Consider the following 21,238-nt stretch of genomic DNA (forward strand, 5'->3'; position numbering starts at 1 on the left):
AGCGTGCCATTACAAAATCAAGATCAAAAAAGACCGAAACCCGCGTGAACAGGGTGTTTGATCTCGAACCAGGGGTTCAAACTGTCGAACTCAGGTGGTAAGGACATAGTTGCTTCTCCTGATGGCTTGGGCTTCGAGTCGCCGCGTATCTTGGTTGAAGTAAAGCATCGCACTGAGCAAATGGGCAGCAACGAAATACGTAGCTTTATTGGTGGACTTCGCAGCGGCGATAAAGGACTTTATGTCAGCACTGGTGGTTTTTCGAAAGAAGCACGTTACGAGGCAGAGCGAGCCAAGGAGCCTGTGATGTTGATGGCCTTAAATGATTTGGTATATAGCATTATTGAGCACTACGACGAGATGGATAGCAAAGGCAAGGGATTGCTGCCTTTGACCAAAATCTACTGGCCTGTCTAAGCCGCAGTTTTCACCTTACTTATCGGTCAACGGACAAAGCTCAGTGCTCCCAACGGTCAATACAGCCCCGTCCGAGTAAGAACAGTATCGACTGAAACCTTGGACGCGCTGATCGGTTAATGACCCGAAGCCAGCATTCCGGTTCTCGATTGTTATTGTGGGTGAACCGTGGTTCTGGAAAACGCCGGAATTATTGATGGGGCATAGTTCAGTACTACCAACGGTAAGTACGCCACCATCGCTGTATGTGCAGTACCGGCTGAATCCGCTAATGGATTGAGATTGCAGGCCACCCCAGGCATAGGCTTCCGGTGCATTGAATGCCAGCAAGGCCAAGCATACGACCGCAAGCATGTTTGTAAGCTTTAGCCAGCGAAGGCTATCTACGCGGCTTTTAGAACTTACAGGGGCAACGCTCAGTGCCGCAGAATCTGGCCAAGTTGTTTTCATGTCTCCCTGTCTCCTTCGTGTCGCATGAAGTATTCTCGCCTGGGTTTTTAGCAAAGCTAATGTTCGTGAGCCTTTCGACAAATTGTCTCCCATGTCTCCCGTGTCGCCTAACAAAATTTTATTTTCAGAAAAATGCAGACCGATATCTGGAAATCAAAAAACCAAGCCATATACTTTTCTTGATGAGACATGGGAGACATAGGAGACATTAGCTAAACGCTATACTTTACGGCCATATTCACCACCTCAGCCTGTCGCATAGCCGTCTCCTTTTCTTCGTATTGGGAGACACCACCAGCAAGAAAACCCGCCGTCAAGTGATAAACACGTGTTTTACCGATCCCTGGAAGCCGCTTTTCAACTTGCGGCTTGCCATCCTTAGCCGTGGCCAAAAATCCGCGTTCCACCAGGACCTTCGTGACATACGTGGGATTCAGGCCTGAGCATACTTCGGACTTGTAGACCTCGGGGAAAATAAAGTACTCGGTTTGTTCACCGACCTGCTGACGAAAACCCGCACGATTAATTGTTTTGTTGTATCCACTATTTTCAATGCCTGGCGACAACAAGGTAAAACGGCTTTCCCCGTGCATTTCGATAAAGTGTCTAACTTTGGCAACGGCTTGTTCGGCTTCATGGTTTCCCACCCCGCCCCGCAGATCAATCCATGCTTTAAAACATTTATGACACGCCTCGAAGGCTTCACCCTCGGGCCAAGGCAATATTCCAAGTTCAATGCACAGCTCACCTGCCGCTGCAACCAAGCCAAAGCGATCTGCAACCCGAGCCACTTGACCTGCCGACTGAGTAGGTACATTCGTATTCACAAATTGCTTGATCAAACGACGGGTTTGCTCGATGAGTCTTGGCCGTAGCTCTGGATCCGCTAATTGCGCTACAAACGCAGGGCCAGCGTGTCCGTGGTGCTCCGAGACAGCTCTTTTGAGTTGATCTGCAAATATCTGCGATGACGCAGCAGCATGGATGCTTTCAAATATGCCATAACTACATCCGGCATCAGCCGGTATTTCCACCATACGTACTTCTTGGCCCGCCATAACAATATGCCCCGCTTGTGCCATCATCGTAGCCATGCTCTTTTCCCCTGACGAGAGCACAATATTCCGCCAACGCTTTATGCTTCTTGCGTCACCGTCTTTAGTAGCACGGCTCTTGCCCTGCCCATTGCCTAGCATGTAAGCCGCTTCGCCTGCCGTTTTGGGGTCTGCCTGTCCTAGCTCGTCTAATGGCAACAGTATGTCGTTGTGCAAGGCATCCTGAACGACTTTGTGCCCAACGTCAGCAAGTTGACACTAGTCGCGGACTCAGATTGTCTGCTGACTGAGGAGAAGCTGGCATTGGAGCTTCGCGGGCGCGGGTTCGACCTGATCGAGTTCAGTGACCCGGTCGAATTCAGATACGCCTATGAGTCCAAGTACCGTTCGATTTGGGACCGGGGTGAGCACACCGATCTGGTGGTGGTCCTCCGCTTGCAGAACGCGGAGTTGGAATCCTTGCCTTACGACCTGCTACAGGCGGGCAGGAAGTTGACGTTCAATTTGGGAGATCTCTTTCCCAACCTGAGTTATCCTGTCATTGAGAAGCTCGATCGCAGCCTGTTGGACAGGCTTTTTGAGGCTCAGTGTAAGTCGCCGCCAGACCCCATGGGCGATAACGCGACTAAGGATTTTATTCTCTGTTATGTGTTTGGCATTGCCGCAGAACTGATTACCAACGAGGTAGAGCTGCTTCGTGCCTTGCTTCGTCTGCATTACGGCAAACTTCAACTACCGCAAATGCTGGCCGAGCGGCTAATCCAAGTACTTAAAGGCCGCGATGGATTCAAGACCTGGCCGCTCTCTGAAATAGTTCCGGATGATGACGCCTTTTTCGCCTTTTTGCAGGAACGCTGGCCATTATTTCTTGCCAGGCTCGGCAGCATCAACCAAGTACGGGAAGATTCGCCGGAATACGGCCTCAAATATCCCGGCCCTGATCGCCTGCCGTTCGATCATCAGGACATCAAGGTCTACATCGACAACCTGTTCCTGGAGGGGAAACTCACACCTGTCGAGGCTAAAGGCATTGAAGTGGATGCCGGATCCTGGGTTCAAAGCGGTATCGCCATGTCCGGCGTGGACGATGATGTTTCCAACGTCCTTGACTCCCTCATCAATCCTGGAAAAACCAAGGCGGTGGGGCTGGTCGTGGATAAGGTTGACAAGATCATGCACGGCATGCAACTTGGCTCAGCTGGGATGCACAACCAAATCAAGCAATGGTGTCAGGGTGGTTTCCTGGCTGCGCTGGTGGGCCAACTATTGGAATACGGCTATGAGGTCTGGCTGACCGCCGATCATGGCAACATCCAATGCGACGGCAAAGGCCGCCCATCTGAAGGTGTAATTGCTGAAACTCGTGGCGAGCGTGTTCGTGTATACCCCACTCCGGAGCTTCGCGCTCAGGTCGCAGGAGCCTTCCCGTTTGCTCACGAGTGGCAGCCGGTCGGATTGCCAGCGGACTATTTCCCTCTGGTGGCTAGTGGTCACGACGCATTTGTCAGCCCAGGAGAGGCTATCGTAGGTCACGGTGGTATAGCCATCGAAGAAGTCATCGTGCCCTTGGTGAAATTTGAGAGAAAGAGTAGGTAATGGCTCAAAGGCACGAAAAATTAGGTATTAAGCAAACGATTCAAAAGGAATGGATGGATCTAACTGTCCGGATGATGCTGGCAGGCTTGTCCGAAACAGAAATCCGCTCTGAGTTAGATGATTATTTGTCCACACAGAAGCAAAGTGGTGGGGTAGGCCGCAGGGGCGAAAAGACATATGGCATGGCTATCTCTCTCCTTGCTTCATGGTTTGCGCCAGAAAGGGATCTGCGATCATTTCGTGACGATGCTTTGACTTTAGCGAAGAACATAAAACCAACGGAGTGGCTCCCCTTGCATTGGGCGGTAATTTCGGCTTCATATCCGTTTTGGCTCAACGTCGCAAAACAGACGGGCCGACTACTTAACTTGCAAGATCAAATCACGCAAGCACAGGTCTTTAATAGGCTTAAAGAAAAATATGGTGATCGTGAGACGGTAGGCTTCAGCTTTACTCGGAATAAGAACGGTGTGCGCCCCGTCATCGAATCGGACGACTATATCGATACCATTCCTGATCTCGCCCATCTAACCGTTGAAGGCCTCAAGCGTGATCGACTTTTTGTCCATGACGTCGATGGCGACATCACCGAACACTCGGTATATCGTTGTATTTACTTCGAGATCCTCGATGGCGACAAAACGAAGATCATCTTTGATGGCAAGTGGTATGAAGTCGACGCAACATTTATTGGTCGAGTCGCTGAGACATTGGACTTAGTCCCAATATCCACTCTTCCATTCCCGACAGTTGAAATATGGGAGGAGGACGGTAAATCGAAAATTGAGTCTGAGGGTGACTACAATATTCGAGCGGCTGCAGCGTACGGATATTTTCTGCTGGACAAGAGACTTGTTAAGACCAACCGCACCACATCACCCATAGAACTCTGCGACCTCCTGACCCCTGCTAAGCAGTTGGTGCACGTAAAGCATCGCAAGGGTGGATCGGCTGGACTTAGCCACCTATTCGCTCAGGGAGGGGTAGCTGCCGAAATTATGCTAGGCGATAAAGCGTTTCGCAAGAAGGCGCGAACTGTGCTGCGTGGTGTTAATCTGGCCGCACAGGGTCTCATACGACTGGCCAAGCCTTCACGACGCAGGGCCTCCAGGTCTATCTGCATGTCGCGAATTTTGCGTAGATCGCCGGGCGTCTGGATGTTGCGCGGTCGGCCTTGGATGGCATCAAGTGCAGCAGGAGGGGGTGATGGTTTCATCGTGGAAGACGGAAGGCTGGCAGCTGCTGTTCGCTGGGCTTTACGCCAGCGGTACAGCGTGATAGCGAAGGTGCTGCGTTGCACGGTCAGACCTGCAGCGGCCAGATCCTCCAGTACGGCGGCGTGTGGCACACCTGCAGCAAACTCGGCTTCGATCATTGGAAACAGTGCGCGTAGTTGGGCTGAAAGGCTGATGCGTGGGTCAAGGCCAGAAAGTACGGCCCGATAACGAGACACGGGTTGGGGTGAGTACATAGGTTTCCAGGAGTTTGGTTAGAGACAGTGCCGCTTAGTGCGACAGATCAGGAAAGACCCGGGTCTGCTTGTCCGCCAGCCAGGAGCAACCTGCAGCCAGCGCTTCGTCGTAGGCAGACTGTTCGTCCGCGAACTGGACGGACTTGCCGCGTGCGGAGAAACGTCCGCCGCCGACTTCGTGACCGTCACTCAGCAGGCGCAGGGTGTAGCCGCCGGAGTCCGAGTGGTGGGGGACGATCTCGAAGGAAAACCGGAGTCGGGCGTGAGTCACTTCAGTGTGAAATTGCCGGGCGACTTCGCAGAGGCGTGCAGCCCAGTGTGGGCCGATGCGATCCAGGGCTTGGGCGATGCTGTAGCCGCGCTCGCGCAGCCAGTCGCTGCGATCCAACACCAGGGCGGCAGTGAGTGCTTCGCCCAGGCTCATGGTGCCAATGCCGTAGTGGGCGGCTTGTTGCACGATGTGCAATATCCGGGTGTCGATGGTCGAGTGCATGAGGACTCCTTTGCCCAGCAGCTTGAAGGGCAGTGATGGGGGATGAGGGTGAGGTGTGTCCGAAAGGGCGGATGTGGTCACTTGCAGACCGATGCAGCCGCGATGCGGTTGCCCAACGTGACAATTCAAAACGGCGTGGGTTGTGCAGGCAATGTGTTGCGATCAGGTGGAGCGCAGGTTGGACTTATCCACAGGCCTTGCTGGTAGTAATAAGGTAGAAATAAGGTAGAAGGCGTTTTGATGGCTGGAAAGCGCCTGTTCATGCAGGTTTCCAGAAATGATGCGCGATGCTATGACGAGAAAGCGCGATGTTATGACGATAAGCCGCGATCTTATGACGATGCAGGCGCGATGCTATGACGACGGCAATCAGCACTTATCCACAGCCTGAGAATCGGCTTTTAAGAACACTTGCGCGATGTTATGACGATGGAATATTTACCGATCCAGCCGTGTCCAAACTGCTTGCTCGTGGCCCTTGATTGCGGTTTCTATGCGTGGCTCTGAGATCACTTTTAGGGCTTCCAGTTCCGTCAAACTACGTTCCAGACTTGTCCGAAAATCACGCATGCGACCGGTGTATTGAGCGCGTTGCTTCAGAATGTCCAGGCTGTACTTTTGCTGGATGTCGGAAGAGGTACCAATCAGGCGTTGCAGGCTTTTGGACAGATCATGTCGCATATGCAGGCGTTTGGTCCAGTCCACCAGGGCGTACTCCCGGTTGCTAAAAATCTGTGCCCAGCGAGGGTCAGCGTAGATCGTGTAACTGCCGGAGGGTTCGTCATAATCGAAGCCGCCGAGCATCGCGAGGACTCGGGTCGATGGGTGGTTACCATAGCTGTATTTGACCGAGCCATCCTTTCTACGGGCCTCAATGCACAGGGAGAAGCGGGCCAGGTCTTTCATGCCTTCATGCAGCCATTCATAGGCGCTGCCACCTGTGGGTCTGCCCATGCCGCGTAGGAAATCCGCCCGGTTGATGGTTGGCGCTTCGCCCAACAGGGCCGTGGTCTGCAAGTACATGGCATGCATCCAGATGTCGGCGTGATCCTCACTTAACTGCTTGCCGGATCCTTTAAGCAGGATGTTGCTGCCTTCCAGAAACACGGTCTCGTCGTGTAGGGTGCGCCAGCCCCGGCGAACCGGCGCAAAGATGGCGCTTCGGGCGATGTAGTTGGGAATGGCTCGGGCCGTTTCATTGATGCCGGGTAGTATGAACGGGGCAGGGGTGACTGCTTGCTTTTCTGCGGCGGCGGCCAAGGCTTGGTTGGCCTTTTGCTGGGCGCGCTGCATGGCAGCCGACAGACGCAGCAGATTGCTGTCCCGATGAAAGGGCAGGCGAGTCGATGAGGTCATGGGTAAAACTCCAGACGAGCCCATACAAGGCCTGCCCGGAGCGTGTGCAGTGCCTCACACGGATTCAGGGGTAGGGATGACTAGGCAATAGGAAGCCAGGTCAAAGGGATTGGGACAAATGCCTGTTAGGGCGTCGTTAGCGGCGGGTCAGCGGCTAACTTGCCGCGAGGGTTCAAACCAAAGCTCTTTCAGCTGAAACCGCTCGAAATACAGCACGATGTCTACGGTCTGGCGCAGAAATGCTTGAATCGTTGCCAGGTCGAGGTTGCCGCCGGTAGGCGATTGCTTGATAAGCACTGCCAAGCGATGAAACGTATCGGTCGCCCCATTGGCATGGGTGGTGGTGACCGACCCTGGATGGCCGGTGTTCAATGCCGCCAAGTAATCCCAGGTTTCAGGGCCGCGCAGCTCGGCCAGGAATATCCTATCTGGCGACAAGCGCATGCAGGCTGCCAGGCTCGCCGTTGCCGAGACGCGACCCCGCGTTCCGCCATACATCAGGTGAACACGGTTTCTATGCCTAGGCAGAATGAGTTCATGAACATCTTCAATCGTGACCAGGCGTTCATCAATGGACACCCGGTCGATGAGTGATCTGGCAAAGGTGGTTTTGCCGGAACCTGTCGCCCCGGAAATGACCAGATTCTTGCGTGCTTGGACAGCGGCATGAAGGAATTGCGGAATGTCGCCAGCCGCCTTTAGGGCCAAGAGTGTCTGGTCGGTCTTCGAGAGGCCGCCTGCTGCGCAATCGGCGGTGGCGTCGTGGGTGGCTTCAAAAGCGCCTTGCGCCTGCAGCTCCTCCAGGGAGAGGGCCACTTGGGCGTGTTTTCGGATATTGATGGCCAGCGTGCCGTCGATGCAGGCCGGAGGCTGCACGATCTGGCCACGCTCACCGTCGGGCAGGACGACCGACTGAATGGGGCTGCGTGCCATGTGGTTGTAGGCGGCCAAGGCCGTAGCCAGGGCCTCCAGGTGAGGATAGGAAAGCTGAGCGCACTCGTGCAACTGCCAGGCTCCGCGCGTGCGGGTGTAGAGCTCACCAGGGCGCACGATGGCGATTTCAGTCACGGTAGGGTCGTGCAGGTGGACGGCCAACGGGCGTAGAAATGTACGAACAGCGATGGCACGATCAAAGGGAATAGGTTCAGGGGACGGGTTCGAGCTCATAGACTTTGCTGAAATCCAGATCGCGGGCGACCATGATGCCAATGCGCTCGCCCTGGTTTTTGTAAAGGGTAGGGGGTATATCCAGGGACTTTTCCAGAATCTTGGAGACGGCCTCCTGGCCGCCTTGGCTCGTATTATCAAAACGGATGTTGTTGCTGCCCGATTCTCCCTGATTGGATGCCCAGTTGCCCAAGTCACCGATCAGGGAAAGTAGGATGGCGTTGCCAAAGCGGTCCCAGAAGTGGTTGTCGATATGGCCGTCTAGCCCTGGCTCGCCCAAGGGTCCCGTTCCGGGCGAGCTTAGATTCACGATGACACCGGTAGGGGTTTCCAGTCGATTCCAGGTCACGAAGGCGCGGGCTTGGCCCTGCTGTATGCCGCCGGACTGGTATCCCGTGAATTTGGAGCCAGCATCAATCAGTTTGACCTTGCCGTTGGCGCTCATGACCTCGTGCGTGGCTAAGCAGGTCAGCAGCCCGGCCTGGGTGCTGACGAGCTTGGTTTGCAACGTGCAGTCAATCATGGTGCCTTGGGTCAGTAGAAAATTGCGGTCGCCCAGTTGGCCTGCAACGGAAGGGGAAAGCTCTAGCGGTCGCAGTTTGTCAGCTAAGGGGCCAGCATCGCTATACGGGCCTTGCTTGCCGCTCGCTTGATCTGTCGTCGCGCCGCTTTGGTCGTTGCCGCCTGCTTGCAGTGGGCTGGCCAGTCGTCGTTGGGCGACTTCATTGATGGGCGCTGGCGCACTTGGCATCGGTGGCGGAACGTAATAGCTTCGCGCAGCCTCGGGTTCAGCGGCCGGTTGAGGCACGGATGGTGGTGGCGCGGGGCGTTCGACCTTTGGGGCTTTAAGGCGATTGGTGATGCCGCTTTGATCGACCTCCAACCCGGTATCCTCCTTTTCCCGGGGCCCACGGCTCCAGGTCTTTACGAGCACGCCGATTGCCACAGCCAGCGCGATTAATATTGTGAGCCAGAGGAAGGCACGAGCACCCCTAGGCGTACTGTGCCCGGTTGTGTCCAAATCGACCGTCTCCCGTTCCAGCTCACTATGCGGTTGGTTTGATGGGTGATCGTGGGCTAAATCATCATCTTGATGCCTGGCTGCTGCTGGATCTGAGCCTTGTTCCTTTTCCGTCATGGGGTGTTCCTTCATTGCGTGACTTCGCGTATCCGTATGGTGGGTACGGGTGCCACAGCGGCGGGTTGTTCGGCAGCGGCACCTTTGATGCGGCGCTTCACGGATGGCGATGTAGTTCCGGTATGTGCTGGTGCGGCTGTCGTGCCGTAGGCGCCGTTGTAGATGGCCAGCACTTGCTCGCCCAGGCGAAGATGCCAAAGCGCAGAAGTGCGACGCAGCACCATGGTGCGTTCATCTGCCATGTGGTAATTCGTAATGATTTCCTGGCCATCTGGTGTGACGCGATACACAGTGGGAATGTCGGCCTGCGGGGCGAACTGCAGCCAGGTCTGACGGCCATCGTCCCAGGCATGCACGGGTGCGATGCCTGCATCGCCGCTGCGGGTGTAGGACTGCCACTTCAAGGCTGCGCCAGTGGCTTGCAAGGATCGTTCAATGGCCGCCTTCTGAGTGGCTTTAGTTCGTTGTTTGGCTTCAGTTTCTGGGTAACGGATCACAAGCTTGTAAAGGGCCGGTGAGCTGTGGCTGCTGCTATATGAGAGCCTAAAGCTGTAGTCGCGACGGTTGGTGACCACGATTAGGTTGGTGTTGGCATCTTCTGCTGTCGGCTTGAAGAACAAATGATTGTCCTTGTGCGTAAACGCATAGGCCTGGCTGTCGCCAAAGACGTGATAGACATAGTGCTCGCCGGGTTCGAGCACGATGTGAGTGGCCACGCCGATGACGGCATCGAGCTGGATGACGTTGGCCGTGTTGTAGTTCACATAGCGCACGCGATGGTCAAGCCGTGAATTGCGAGGTGTTTCCAGTGCCAAAACGCTGGTAGGAACGGCCAGGCAGACAAACAAAGCCAGCGCCTGCCGACTGGGGAAATGTTCAAACATAAGGATTCCTTCTGAGCTTTGTCGGTGTCAGCGAGATAGGTCGGCAGCCAAGTCATAGCGCATGATCTGAAAGCCCAGCGGGTTTAGGCGGGCGACTTCTTCGGTGAGGGGAACGTTGGTGTATTGGTAGGCCATGGTGGCGATCAGATGCCGGACCTTGCTGATATTTCCCGTGCTGACTTCCCGCTCCGTCTTGGTGAAACGGACAATGGCAGCCTGGTTGGCCCCCAGGGTGATGGAATGAACTTGCACGTCCACGGAGCTTTGGGCACCAAGGCGCGTCGTGACAGCGTCTGGGCCTTCGAATCGTTTGCCATACTGGATCTGAGTCGGCGCGGAGGAAAGCAGGGCGCAGGTGTTGAATTGCTCCTGAATGGTTTGCCAGCTATAGCCTTCGCAGTTCAGCACATAGGTATTCAGGAAATACTTGGCGATACGCTGACCATAATCTTCCATGGGCTGGCCAAGGCTGCTGACATGCTCGATGGTGCCAGTGGCGTTATCCACCCGCACCACATACATTTCGGGCGGCTGCTTGAGCGGCGTGAGACCGGCCACGGCGGCAACGGAAGCGAAAGCAATGAGGCCGGACGCAATGGCTACCTGCCAGGCGCGTTTTCGGCTGCGCACGAGCTCACCCAGATGATCGCGCTCCAGGCCGCGCGATTGCTCCAGGTAGGCGGCAATGTCTTCGGACTTGAGTGGGTCAGACATGAATCAGACTCCTTTGAAATGCGGCGGCGTGGCGTTCACTGGCACGCGAGGCGTATCGGCGGGTTGTGGCGGCTGGGGAGCATGAAAGGCGCAGCCAGCCAGTAGCCCGGCCAGCGCCAGGGTGGCGATGATCTTTTTCATGGATAAAGGATTCCTAACCGGCTCGACTGGCAGGTGGATGGGGGAATTTGAAGAGATTGGATCGGCCTGGTGTTGGCCGGTAACGAGACCTGCTTACTTGGCGCGCAGGCGTAACATGCTGCGCAGCCGCAGGATGGAGAAAGCGCCTTTGGCTGCGGTTCCGACGCCCAGTTGAGCACCGAAGCCGTTGGATAGACCGGCAGCCAGGCCTGGGATCATCACCATGATTACGAGGCTGGCGATGCCTACCAGTGTTTGGGCTCCGAAGAGAGACATAATGTCCTGATCGCCTGCGTTGATTTGGCCTGCGATCATGCGAATAAGCTGAATGTTTATCTGTAGCAGCAACCCAAAGATGAGCCCCGCTAGCAGCGCCAGAAACACGAAGTTAAGGGCCTGTGAAATCCAACTGTTGAATAACGGTTTAGTGGGTTCAAACAGAGTAGCTGCTATAAAAATTGGTCCGGCAGCGACGATGAGTGCCATCCCCACTTTGCAGACCACGATGATCACCATAATGATGCTGCCCAAGACGGCAGCATTGATGCGTACCAGCGTGGCTAAGATGCTGACGAGGACTTCCTGGGTTGAGGGAAGAAAGCCAAGCATGGAATCACCTCCACCAGCACCTAGCATGGTGTTGGACGTCTCGCTAGTTTCGCTTTGCAGTTTGTCGACTTCGTGAGCCACGTTGCCAGTACCTATTGCTAGCTCAGTTACATCATCTGGCAGCGCAACCATAGCTTTGGCGATGTCATTCTGGTACAGACCACCCACCCCGAAAATCATCGAAATGATGGCCACGAGAATTGCTTTGCGAAAGAACTCAGTCACCGTCATATTGCTCTGTCCGTGCATAAGGGCAAACGCGTACACGACAAATTGAAGTGTGAGGCCAACCACGATGACTGGCATCAAGGCCTCGAATAGGGTCTGCATGGGTCCATTCACGGCGTCATTCAGGACATTTTCTGTTTGGGTCATGACCCATTGGGCGATGTCGCTGGGTGCTGACGGCGGGGTGACAGTAGGAGTTAGGTTAGACATGATGCCGCCTCACTTTGCAGGGTTGGTCGCATCACTTGCATTAGTGGTATTGCCAAACCAGCCCCCATACACCTGTTGCGCTCTTGCCTGCAATAGATTGCGCTCGGCTTCTAGTTGTTGGGACGCGAGCTGAATCCGGGTCTGCTCCGCTAGAATGTTCGCTTGCTCTATCTGAATACGAGCCTGTAGCTCAGCGATTTCCTTAGGGTTCGTTGTCTGATTGATCTTGTCCTGTAAAGCATCGACGTTGGCTAGGCGTCGAGTCATGGCGTCATAGGCCCGTTCGCTCATAGCTTTGGATGTAGCCTCAATATTCAAAGAGCGCTTGGACAGTTTCTGGCGATCTTCCTGGAAATTCACGTGAGCCATCACCTCGTCCGTGATACGGCCTACATCGCCATCCAGGTTCGACCCTCCCGACCGATCTAGTAGGCTCTGAGCATTGGATGGCAGGGCTGCGCGCAGTTGGTTCCGAATATCGTCGTTGCCGACGACGTTGCCGTAGCCGCTGGACTGAGTGAAGGCTGCTAGCTGACTTTTGGCGGTAGCTAGCTGATCAGTCAGGTTTTTCAGTTGATCGCGGGCGGTCAGTAGTTGTTCCTGTAATTGGACGATCGTTGCAGCATCGACGGTGGGGATGCCGTTGGCATGGGCAGAATTTACAAATGCGGCGGACAGGATTATGCCCGCCGCAAACGACTTGCAGCGTGTCATGAATGAGACTCCAGGATGTTCACGAAGGCCGACGAACGCCGGCCTGTGGATTGCGCGGGAAAGAGTTACGTCTTGTTGGTAGCGCTTTGGTATTGTGTTTCGGTGATGCGATGGGCTTTCATGCGACCCGAGACGATCACATCTTCCTTTTCGTCGTATGCCAAATGAACAGTCTCGCTTATGACCAGTATATTGTCGGCTTCTTTAATGACAGCCGGTACGGTGCGAGTTCGATACCCCACCTTTCCGACAATGCTCCATGCTGTTTCATGGAAAAGGAAACTCTCGCCGTTACGCTCGATATGGACCAGCACTGGGTGATTTCCTTTGTCTGACTTCCAGTACCCAAGAAATTTTTCACCACCTGGTTCTGTTTTGCATCCAGTCAGGAAGTTCAGCAGAGCAGTAGCACTGGCGGCTGTGATGAAATGTCGTCGATTCATTGGGTTTCCTATGGTTAACGGTTGTCCGAGTTCTCTTGGCAATGCTTGAAGGCTGCCTAGATGTTGGCCACGCTGCTGACGTGTTGGGTCTTTGTACGCCAGTAGGCTCGTTTGTCAGGTTTCAAATTGTTCCCCATCGTCATGCTCAAGGCTTCATTGGAAGGAGTGGCCGTTTGCTTATGGAAGGCACTACAGACATAGGTCTGGGCCCTCCTGCTTTGCTTCCTGTAATTGGAAAGCTTGGTGATCAAAGCGTACGTTGAGCAAGTTGGCTATCCGCTGATAATCAGCAGGTTCAGGTGGATGCCCGTTCACGTCATGGACGTGCAGGCTGTAATATTTTTGTACACCTTGTTCAAAATAAGTACGATCTTCGCGAGGATAAGTGGAGCGGAACCAGATGTCCGGACTCATCTTGGGATCGGTGCAAGATGGTTCGGAAAGACCGTAGTTTCGGCTATGGCGCACCAAATCGTCCGCACCGACCGTGACGTAGTCAAGTTCGGTTTCTCGGGTGTTGGCTTCGCCTGCTTCCAGTTCCTGATGCGTCCAGTGTTCACAATGGATGGAAATTACAAAGGTATCTTCCAGAGTGTCGGTGTCAGGGTCTGTAAGCCCCAGACGGGTATAGAACTCCTGATCCTTTGCTGCTTGCCGATCGTCTTTGGCCTGTGCTTGGCGCGAGTTGTGTTCAAGCGCTACCCGCTGTTTCTCCCGATCTAGGGTGTCTTGTTTCATGGTTCACCTTTCTAAGGGGTGGTGGTTATCTGACGGCTTTGCCTGACAGTGTCCAGATACACAGGTAGCCAGACAGCAGGGTCATGCCCGGCCTGGGCCACGGCCTGCTCTGCTATCTCGGCCATGTCGGGGCTGCCGGAGAACACCAGCAGTTCGTCTTCGCAACCAGACAAGTCCAGTTGGGCGACCGTGACACTGGATCCCTGCTTGATGAGGAACTTGCGGCTGGCCTCGCCCAGGGTTTTGAGCAGCTCGAACTCGGCGGGCGTCAGGCCAAAGCCTTCGATGTAGTCGCGGGCCTTGGCCCTGGGATTGGGCAACAGGACTAAGGTGGCTGTTTGCTGCACCAGAGAGGGGCCGACCGGGTTATCTATGATGGCTCCCGGCTCTTGGGTGGCGAAGGCCAGTACGCCGTTTTTCTTCCTAATCGTGCGGCTGGCATCCTGCATGTCATCCTGAAAGTGCAGGTCTTTCAATGGGTGCTGACACTCGTCGTACAGATTGATGATGCGCCGGCCATCGTGCAGGGCGTCAATACGGTGCTTTAGATACATCGTTGCCGCGCCTCGTACCGCGTCATCGTCCAGCAGCTCGGTGAGGTCAAAGCCGAAGATAGCGGGCTTACCTACTTCATTGGCCAGGTTCAGCTTATCAGCAGGGTTGTCGAATACCCAGCCGTACTCCCCTCCTTGGCACCATGGGGCCAAACGAGCATGTACAGTGCTTGTGGTTTCATCCTCGCTGTACGGGTTAGGTAGCAACGTATTCAAAGTGGAAAGTGTGCGGGCGTCGTGGTCAATTAGGGTGACCAGCTGCTGTACTGCCTGCGTGATGTCAGCGTGCTGGCGCGTGGTGAGCGTTTCACCCCTGCGTTCGGCCAGGAATACGACCAGGCGCACCATGAACGCGATATTCCCTTTGGTAGGCTCTATTTGGAATGGATTCCAACCTGTTGCTTCGCCAAGGTGGATGTTGAAGTAGTGGCCGCCGAGCGCCATGATCAGTACCTGCATGCCCTGATCCTTGTCCCAGACTACGCAGGTCGCGCCGAACTTCTGGGCTTGAGTGAGCAGCATTCCTTGCAGGACAGTCTTGCCCGTGCCGGTCATGCCGATAATCATGGTGTTGCCCGGACGTCGTTTGCCAGTTTCATCCATGTCCTCCGTCGAGGCATGGAAATTGAAGAAGAACGGACTACCCGTTTGGGTTTTGAGCAGGGTAACTGCCGGTCCCCAGGGGTTCCCGACTGGCTTGCCGATCAGCTGATTGTGCAGGCTGGAAAAGCACAGGAAGTTAAGTGAGGTAATCGGTACGGGGCGCGGCCGCCAGTGCCAGTTGCCGGGCAGTTGTGCCCAGAAACCGGCTTCCAACGCTCGATCCAGCGGTCTGAAGCCAATGGCATCTTCGGCCAGTGCTGTAGCGCTTTGAGCCAGCGCCTGGCGTACCTCTTCTGCGGTGTCGCCATAGACCAGTAATGTGGCGTGATGGTCTCCCAGGCCGAGGCGGGCGGAAGTTAGGTCGTCCATGACGTCGGCCAGCTGGGCAACTTGGCTGGTGGAGTCGTCACCGGAATCAACCAGCAGCTTGTGGTGTTTTTTGACCAATTTTTTGGCGGCTGCCCCTGTATGGCTACCCCAGGATTGGGTGAGTACGAATTCATGTGGCAGGCTCACCAAGCGGTCCAGGTGGCCAGGTTTGGTCGATTCGGGGTAGTCGCGCAGTTCCATCATGCCGAAAATGCGGGAGTTCGCAATACTGCGCAGTTCTCCGAGTTCTCCGCGACGGCCAAAAATCGGTCGAGCGAAGGGGAGCGTTTCACGCAAGCGTTCCCGACTGATGGGCACCGACCGATGAACCCCGCAGAGCAGATACCCCAGAAACTCTGCGGCTTCGCTAAAGGCAAAACCCTTGCGATCCACAATCCCCAGAATCTGAGGATCGTAGCGGTATAGGCCGGCGGTCATGGTTCGCAAGATATTGTTCAGCCGTTCGATGGATTCGGCCTGCCAGAGCGCAACGCGCTGGGCGTCAGCCTTCTCTAGGCTGGCGAAGGTGCCCAATATCGGGTCCTGAACCGGGTGAATGAGTATCGTCAGGTACAGGTCGTTAATCATCAGGCCGGAGGCATCAAACGTCGCCCGATAAGCTGCATCGAACCGGCTGGCAAATGGCTGGGTAAAAGTGCTGTCGGGATATTCCGTTACTCGGCGACGGACGATGTGGGAGTACAGACCAAGTGTTCCCATGGGTAGGCCGCGCAATACGTTATGCAGAGCTTCGATCCATTCTTTCAGTTCGTCTTGCGCATAGGCGTCTGGGGTGCGGCCCGCTACCTTGATAACGGCCAGGTACTCGTGGTTGTCGCAAGCAATAATTTGATCGGTGACATGATGAGAGTAGGGCAGGTAACGCGATACGCGCCGTTCGTCCACAGCTAAGGTGGCAGCAGCAGTCATGGAATCTTCCTTTATTTGATGAGGTGGCGCCAGGGCCGGTGCCGGTGATAACCCTGCAGGGCGTAGCTGGATCCGCGCCAGAAACGCTGATTGCGGTTGCGACGCCGTGTCTTGAATTCAAGCCAGAGCACGTCCAGCGCCTTATCGTCATCACGGGTGAGGACAGCAAGCACGGGTATGACCAGGAAAAGCAATCCCCACCAAGCCAAGCCAGCCATCATGGCGATGATCGCTACGCAGGCGAAGGCTCCGAGCAACAGCGTGGTGGGGATACCCATAAACGTGGCCTTTCGGCCCAGTCCCTTGAAGACGGGATAGGAGTTGGCTGCCATGGCTTACTTCCAGAGCAGCATGACCAGTTCTGCGGCAGATCCCGCGAGCAGAACTCCGATGCCCCAACGGATGGCATCATCTTTGCGCATGACCTCTGCGGAATACAGTACGAAGATGATGACGCCGATGATGACGGCGGCAATGGGCAGAATCACATCAAGATTGTCTTTGAGTGTCTGTAGTGTGGATTGCGCCCTGGACAGACCGCCAATGGACTGGGCAAGTGCAGCCTGATGGATACTAATCAGTAGCCAGGCCGTAGCCAGTTTGCTAATCATGCGTAGGGAGGGTGCTGCCATTCTGAATTGTTTCAGTAGAGACATGAAAAGACTCCTGCCCCAGGACGCCGTGTGGCGTTGGGGTCATAGGTGGTGGTAGGAAGATGGAGCGGTTGAGGCATGGCCCTGCAGGCGTTAGAGCGCTGCGCCTTGGTCAGTTTCTGACTCTTTGTCGTGCGTCTGTACAAAGCCGTCTACAACCGGGTTAGCAATGAAGCCGTCTGGCGTCCCTTCAACTTGAGCAGGCGCTTCGTGGCCTGGAGTCTGTGTTGACGGTGATTTCGGCGATTCGCCATCCCTTGTGGGGTGAGACTCTTCTGCTTTCAGGGGTGTCAAAGCAGGCACCTTGATGTCGGCCTTTGCCAGAACCTTGCCAACATACCCATTGGTGAAGCCGCGCGTGAAATTTCCGGTGTTGTAGCAGGACAGTGCTGCACGCAAGGCCTGTTGTGGGGCCTTGTGTCGCGACAATGATCTGGCATAGCACTCTGCAAGCACCGTCTGGGCAGCTGCCAGATTGCGGCAGGGATCGAAGACGGTTTTGGCGTCCAGGTTTAGCCAGGCCCAGTTTCGTACGTTGATCTGCCCTAAACCGGCATCGAAGTCGATACCTTGATCAATGAGGCGTTGAGCTGCTTCGGCGGCTTCCGTCAACGTTCGAGGCTGTTGTTGCAGATGCATGCCCTTGCGGTTTACGCCGATGGCGTATTGTCGAGCGCGAGACTCATGACTGATCAAAGCATGTAGCGTTATCGGGTGAATATTGGGTGCGCAGGCAAGGGCCAAGGCAGCAATTTCTGCGATCATGGAGTGGCCCCTATCAGTGATCGGCCCTATGCCTGGGATCGGTTAGAGAGAAATTCCAGCCGCTGGCCCAAATGCCGCCATGATCGGCATCCCATTTGGCTTGTGCTGCGTCGTAATCTTCAACTTTGACCCAGTGCCCGCCCATGGTGGGTCTCCCTACGTAGCGCACAGACAGCTCATGAGTCCAGGAGTGATCGTTGTAAACGACACAATACGTGGGCAATTGATCGAGTGTGACAGTAGGAAGCGGATGGACTTCGTAAACGGTCTGCCCGCTGTCGCCGCCGAACTCGTGCTTACGCCATTTGTAGGCCGTATCGGCATAGGTACGGTTCAAATAATCTGGGTCGCATTTCCCGGCCCCGCGTGAGATGGCGTCAATGCGTTCTGGCATGCCCTGATCGGTTGATGCTGGGCATTGAGATAGAAAAGAGCGTCTGGCGTCGGCTGTTGCTGACCAGTCCAGGCCATGTTTGCTGTATTTTTTGATGTCGAAGTAATGATCCAGCGATGGGCTGCATTCGTTGGGTCGCAAGCCGGAGGATAGGCACAGCGTTGCTTCGCAAGCCAGACGAGGGATACCGGTGAGCAGGTCAGTAGCGACAGCATGGGTGGCTGGAGCTAGGACGCAGGCGAGCGCCAGCGTCCCTGCCCGCAAGGCGGGAAAGGATTGCATGAAGATGTCTCCGGGGAAGGGGTAAAGCAGATGGCGGTGGAAAGGCCGGGGATGGGTCAGCGTTGACGCTGCAGAGTCTGCTGAGCGATGGCGATCTGTTCAGGCTTGGCCATGGCTCGCACCAGATGAGCGGTTTCGATGGTGGCCTGGCGAGTATCGCGCAGATGTCCCAAGTCGGCCACGATCTGGCGTAGCAGGGTTAATTCTTCCTGCAGCGTGTCGTCGGCAGACAGTCGCCGTCTTATATAGTTAGAGAGGGATAGCCCGGAAAGAGCAGCAGCTTCGCCCAATCGGGCAGCATGAGACGAGGTCACCCGGATACGGATGACCTCGGAGAGAGGTTCGTTCATGGGGATTACCTGTGGATGGGGTAACGCAGCAGCGCTGTGTCGGTACAACGATTATTGTCTGAGATGTATTAATCTAGACCCGATCTGTCATGTGCTGTCAGATGCGTTAACTTGAGGCTGACAACTGCCATTGCCGGCGAGAAGCTAGATATTACGGAGGGCTAGGAGCTTGTGCGAATTATCGACTCTTGATGGGGGGATATATCGTCGCACCCTGTGGCACAAAATTGAAGGTCTTTCGTTAGTTCACTATCGAGATATCCACACCGAAAAACTTCTCCATTAGATATTCCCTGAGTCAGCTCAGTTTCTTGTAACTCATAGAACTCATTGAGGCATACCCAAGTGTTCAAGGGCAGGGAGCAACAACCAGCAGTTAAAAGAAAGGCCGGATAATAATTGCCAGACTGGCAGCCGTGATCATTTCTGTATCTGTGGCCTTTGGATGTTGTTTTGACCGTGATGGCTATCCCTGCGCTTTGTCCGAGAACAATCAAATATTTGTCTTTAGTCGTTCCATCAGAAAAAACGAAGTTTTTATGTAGAAGTATTACACCTGGCCTCAACTTACTTCTCCAGCACAGCTATTATTTCTTTTCGATCTTTTATCGATTCAACCATGTGCTCAAAGTCTTGCTTACGCAAAGACATTGCATAGGGGATCTGTTGCTGTTTGCGTTTTTCAACTTCGTAAATTTGATGCCAGGGAAGATTCTCCAAGTGGGTGCGCTCAACCATTTCGTCTGCGGTCGCGTCACGAAATTCCGACGCGAGCTCTTGCATGATTCGTACTTCTCTTTTCGAGAAATGCAACGGGTTAAATTCGTTTAGTGCTTGTACCGACAGCATTTCCTTGCCATTACGAACAGGAATGGACTTGAATAAGCAGTTCCCTTCCCAGTCTTTACTTGGGTTGTCTAATTCATTGTGAAATTCGACAGGAACCGGCCCCATAGGCCAAGCAAAATACTCCATTCCCGTCACTGGCCTTCCAGTGTCGCGGTAGTGGGTAAAATCGAGAAAATACAATAGCTTATAAAGCTTTGTCTTTCCCAGTTTACGAGTATTTAATGCGAAAAACTTTACTGCCTCTACTAGTTTTTCACGTTCGTGATGGATTAGCATCGTAATAGCATACTTTAATCTGTGGCTTTGGGTAATCTGAAAGTCAGTTGTGGTGGTTGGTTGTCAAATTGGTTCTTTTAAATCACGTCCATGTTTGTCCATGCATAACAAGCACCAACTGAAAGTAATAGAAGGAAAATAGGCGCTCAGCCCTGCAGCTTATCCAACTTCCCCACCAAATCCTCAGCCCTCAAATGCGTATACCGCTTCAGCATCTGCATGCTTTTATGCCCGCTGATCGCTGAAACTTCCTGATCTGACAGCCCGGCCTCTACCAGTCGGCTAACCGCTTCATGTCGCAGATCATGGAAGCGAAAATCTACCAGGTCGGCAGCTTTCTTTGCATCATTCCAAGCCTTATCAAACAGATAAGGCCGCCGGACCCCATCACGGCCAGGCTCACCAAAGAACACCAGGTCAGTTTCAGGCGGCCGAATCGGATTATCTAGTGCGGCCTGAAACGTGCTTGTCGCAGCCTTGGTCAGTGGCACAGTACGCGGCGAGGAGTTCTTCGTGATATCTAGTCGCACAACTCGCTTTTGCATATCCACCTGGCCAACCCGCACGCCAGCAATCTCCGATAGCCGCATCCCTGTTTCCAGCGCGATCCGTACTATCCAGCTAAACATTGGATTCGAATAGGCATCCACTGCTATCAGTAGCCGTTTATTTTCCGCTGGTGTCAGCCGTCGATTACGCCCGGCACCAGGTGCGGGGCGGCGGATATTAGACACGGGATTGAACGGCAGCCCAATGCCCCATTCCTTGATCGCAATGGTGAATAGGTGGCCAAGTAGGGCTAGCTCCAGGCGTACGGTGTTATTGCTACGCGGTACGCGCTTGCCGGTCTCGTCTTCATCACCAGCCAGGCGCGCATCACGGTACTGGGCGACAATATCAGCGCTCAAGCCAGCCAGGGAATACTTACCCAAATGCTTAATCAGCGCCAGGGCCTTTTTATGTTCGCCAATTTGGGTCGATGCGCGCTTAGTCGGGGTAACTTCCCGCAGATAACGCTTCAGCGCCGCCTCAAGAGTCATCCGTTCGGCCGGCGCACGGTGTATGTACATGCCGCGTACCATTTCATCTTCAGTACGGCGCGCCCAGTCTTCGGCGTCTCTTTTGGTGCGGAAAGTTTTGGCGGTAGTAGGCCAGCCCGTTTTGCGGATTAGTGCCTTCCAGGTACCGGAAGGAGTCTTGACGATAGTGGCCATTCAGGCTCCGGATGATGCTCGACGCTTCACCACTGTACCGAAACTGTACCTAACTCGCAATCTTGGAAAATCCCCCAGTCTTGGGGTAGAGGTCTGAACCCAGCTAAACACTTGTAAATATTAAGTATTTTAAGCTGGTGCCGGGGCCGGAATCACAGGATGACCGCAAAGCCAG

At 54.6% G+C, this 21,238-nt stretch carries 23 protein-coding genes; 3 read left to right on the forward strand and 20 right to left on the reverse strand.

Annotated elements, in window-relative coordinates; translation table 11 throughout:
• The first annotated feature begins 57 nt into the window (after positions 1-57).
• Positions 58-417, forward strand: a complete 360-nt coding sequence (locus tag DFR37_RS20605; protein WP_113935062.1) for a restriction endonuclease — start codon at positions 58-60, stop codon at positions 415-417.
• A 662-nt stretch (positions 418-1,079) separates the two neighbouring features.
• Here DFR37_RS20605 and DFR37_RS20610 read toward each other — a convergent pair.
• Positions 1,080-2,138 (reverse strand): DUF927 domain-containing protein, encoded by a 1,059-nt coding sequence (locus tag DFR37_RS20610; protein ID WP_113935063.1) that lies wholly within the window; start codon positions 2,136-2,138, stop codon positions 1,080-1,082.
• On the opposite strand from DFR37_RS20610, the gene pglZ reads away from it, so the two are divergent.
• On the forward strand, positions 2,133-3,518 hold the full coding sequence (pglZ, locus tag DFR37_RS20615; protein WP_113935064.1) for a BREX-3 system phosphatase PglZ: 1,386 nt from the start codon (positions 2,133-2,135) through the stop codon (positions 3,516-3,518). The genes DFR37_RS20610 and pglZ overlap by 6 nt on opposite strands.
• A complete protein-coding gene (locus DFR37_RS20620) occupies positions 3,518-4,963 on the forward strand; it encodes a TIGR04141 family sporadically distributed protein (protein WP_113935065.1) in 1,446 nt (481 codons plus the stop codon). Before pglZ ends, DFR37_RS20620 begins: the two co-directional genes overlap by 1 nt.
• 60 nt (positions 4,964-5,023) lie before the next feature.
• Here DFR37_RS20620 and DFR37_RS20625 read toward each other — a convergent pair whose 3' ends face one another.
• The 19 genes from DFR37_RS20625 to DFR37_RS20715 all read right to left on the reverse strand — a co-directional run bounded on the left by DFR37_RS20625 (position 5,024) and on the right by DFR37_RS20715 (position 21,063).
• Positions 5,024-5,563 carry a hypothetical protein gene (locus DFR37_RS20625; RefSeq protein WP_242341933.1) on the reverse strand — a complete coding sequence of 180 codons (540 nt, stop codon included), beginning with the start codon at positions 5,561-5,563 and terminating at the stop codon, positions 5,024-5,026.
• Positions 5,564-5,920: 357 nt separating this feature from the next.
• The gene (locus DFR37_RS20630) at positions 5,921-6,838 is read right to left on the reverse strand and encodes a TrfA (protein WP_113935067.1); all 918 of its coding nucleotides are present in this window, start codon (positions 6,836-6,838) and stop codon (positions 5,921-5,923) included.
• Positions 6,839-6,985: 147 nt separating this feature from the next.
• Complete coding sequence (virB11, locus tag DFR37_RS20635; RefSeq protein WP_113935068.1) at positions 6,986-8,005, reverse strand: P-type DNA transfer ATPase VirB11; 1,020 nt, start codon at positions 8,003-8,005, stop codon at positions 6,986-6,988.
• Positions 7,983-9,143: a type IV secretion system protein VirB10 gene (gene virB10 / locus DFR37_RS20640; protein WP_113935069.1), complete on the reverse strand. Its 1,161-nt coding sequence runs from the start codon at positions 9,141-9,143 to the stop codon at positions 7,983-7,985. Before virB10 ends, virB11 begins: the two co-directional genes overlap by 23 nt.
• Positions 9,144-9,154: 11 nt before the next feature.
• Positions 9,155-10,027, reverse strand: a complete 873-nt coding sequence (locus tag DFR37_RS20645; protein WP_113935070.1) for a TrbG/VirB9 family P-type conjugative transfer protein — start codon at positions 10,025-10,027, stop codon at positions 9,155-9,157.
• A 27-nt stretch (positions 10,028-10,054) separates the two neighbouring features.
• Entirely contained in the window at positions 10,055-10,741 is a 687-nt protein-coding gene (locus tag DFR37_RS20650) for a VirB8 family type IV secretion system protein (RefSeq protein ID WP_113935071.1), read from the reverse strand.
• A 3-nt stretch (positions 10,742-10,744) separates the two neighbouring features.
• Positions 10,745-10,882, reverse strand: coding sequence for a conjugal transfer protein (locus tag DFR37_RS20655; protein ID WP_113935072.1), 138 nt, complete (start codon positions 10,880-10,882; stop codon positions 10,745-10,747).
• A gap of 93 nt (positions 10,883-10,975) precedes the next feature.
• Positions 10,976-11,929 carry a TrbL/VirB6 family protein gene (locus tag DFR37_RS20660; RefSeq protein WP_113935073.1) on the reverse strand — a complete coding sequence of 318 codons (954 nt, stop codon included), beginning with the start codon at positions 11,927-11,929 and terminating at the stop codon, positions 10,976-10,978.
• A 9-nt stretch (positions 11,930-11,938) separates the two neighbouring features.
• A complete protein-coding gene (locus tag DFR37_RS20665; protein WP_113935074.1) occupies positions 11,939-12,643 on the reverse strand; it encodes a TrbJ/VirB5 family protein in 705 nt (234 codons plus the stop codon).
• Positions 12,644-12,708: 65 nt separating this feature from the next.
• Positions 12,709-13,086, reverse strand: a complete 378-nt coding sequence (locus DFR37_RS20670) for a hypothetical protein (protein WP_147251648.1) — start codon at positions 13,084-13,086, stop codon at positions 12,709-12,711.
• A gap of 189 nt (positions 13,087-13,275) precedes the next feature.
• Positions 13,276-13,824, reverse strand: a complete 549-nt coding sequence (locus tag DFR37_RS22875; protein WP_147251649.1) for a hypothetical protein — start codon at positions 13,822-13,824, stop codon at positions 13,276-13,278.
• 11 nt (positions 13,825-13,835) lie between these two features.
• A complete protein-coding gene (locus DFR37_RS20680; protein ID WP_113935077.1) occupies positions 13,836-16,280 on the reverse strand; it encodes a VirB4 family type IV secretion/conjugal transfer ATPase in 2,445 nt (814 codons plus the stop codon).
• A gap of 11 nt (positions 16,281-16,291) precedes the next feature.
• Entirely contained in the window at positions 16,292-16,612 is a 321-nt protein-coding gene (locus DFR37_RS20685) for a VirB3 family type IV secretion system protein (RefSeq protein WP_113935078.1), read from the reverse strand.
• A 3-nt stretch (positions 16,613-16,615) separates the two neighbouring features.
• Positions 16,616-16,936 carry a TrbC/VirB2 family protein gene (locus DFR37_RS20690; RefSeq protein ID WP_113935079.1) on the reverse strand — a complete coding sequence of 107 codons (321 nt, stop codon included), beginning with the start codon at positions 16,934-16,936 and terminating at the stop codon, positions 16,616-16,618.
• Positions 16,937-17,026: 90 nt separating this feature from the next.
• On the reverse strand, positions 17,027-17,698 hold the full coding sequence (locus DFR37_RS20695) for a lytic transglycosylase domain-containing protein (RefSeq protein ID WP_113935080.1): 672 nt from the start codon (positions 17,696-17,698) through the stop codon (positions 17,027-17,029).
• A 13-nt stretch (positions 17,699-17,711) separates the two neighbouring features.
• On the reverse strand, positions 17,712-18,374 hold the full coding sequence (locus tag DFR37_RS20700; RefSeq protein ID WP_113935081.1) for a TrbM/KikA/MpfK family conjugal transfer protein: 663 nt from the start codon (positions 18,372-18,374) through the stop codon (positions 17,712-17,714).
• 56 nt (positions 18,375-18,430) lie between these two features.
• On the reverse strand, positions 18,431-18,724 hold the full coding sequence (locus tag DFR37_RS20705; RefSeq protein WP_113935082.1) for a plasmid mobilization protein: 294 nt from the start codon (positions 18,722-18,724) through the stop codon (positions 18,431-18,433).
• A 567-nt stretch (positions 18,725-19,291) separates the two neighbouring features.
• A complete protein-coding gene (locus tag DFR37_RS20710; RefSeq protein ID WP_113935083.1) occupies positions 19,292-19,849 on the reverse strand; it encodes a Panacea domain-containing protein in 558 nt (185 codons plus the stop codon).
• A gap of 146 nt (positions 19,850-19,995) precedes the next feature.
• The gene (locus DFR37_RS20715; RefSeq protein ID WP_113935084.1) at positions 19,996-21,063 is read right to left on the reverse strand and encodes a site-specific integrase; all 1,068 of its coding nucleotides are present in this window, start codon (positions 21,061-21,063) and stop codon (positions 19,996-19,998) included.
• Positions 21,064-21,238 lie beyond the last annotated feature (175 nt).

Origin of the sequence: Eoetvoesiella caeni (assembly GCF_003315175.1) — a bacterium.
Lineage (GTDB): Bacteria > Pseudomonadota > Gammaproteobacteria > Burkholderiales > Burkholderiaceae_B > Eoetvoesia > Eoetvoesia caeni.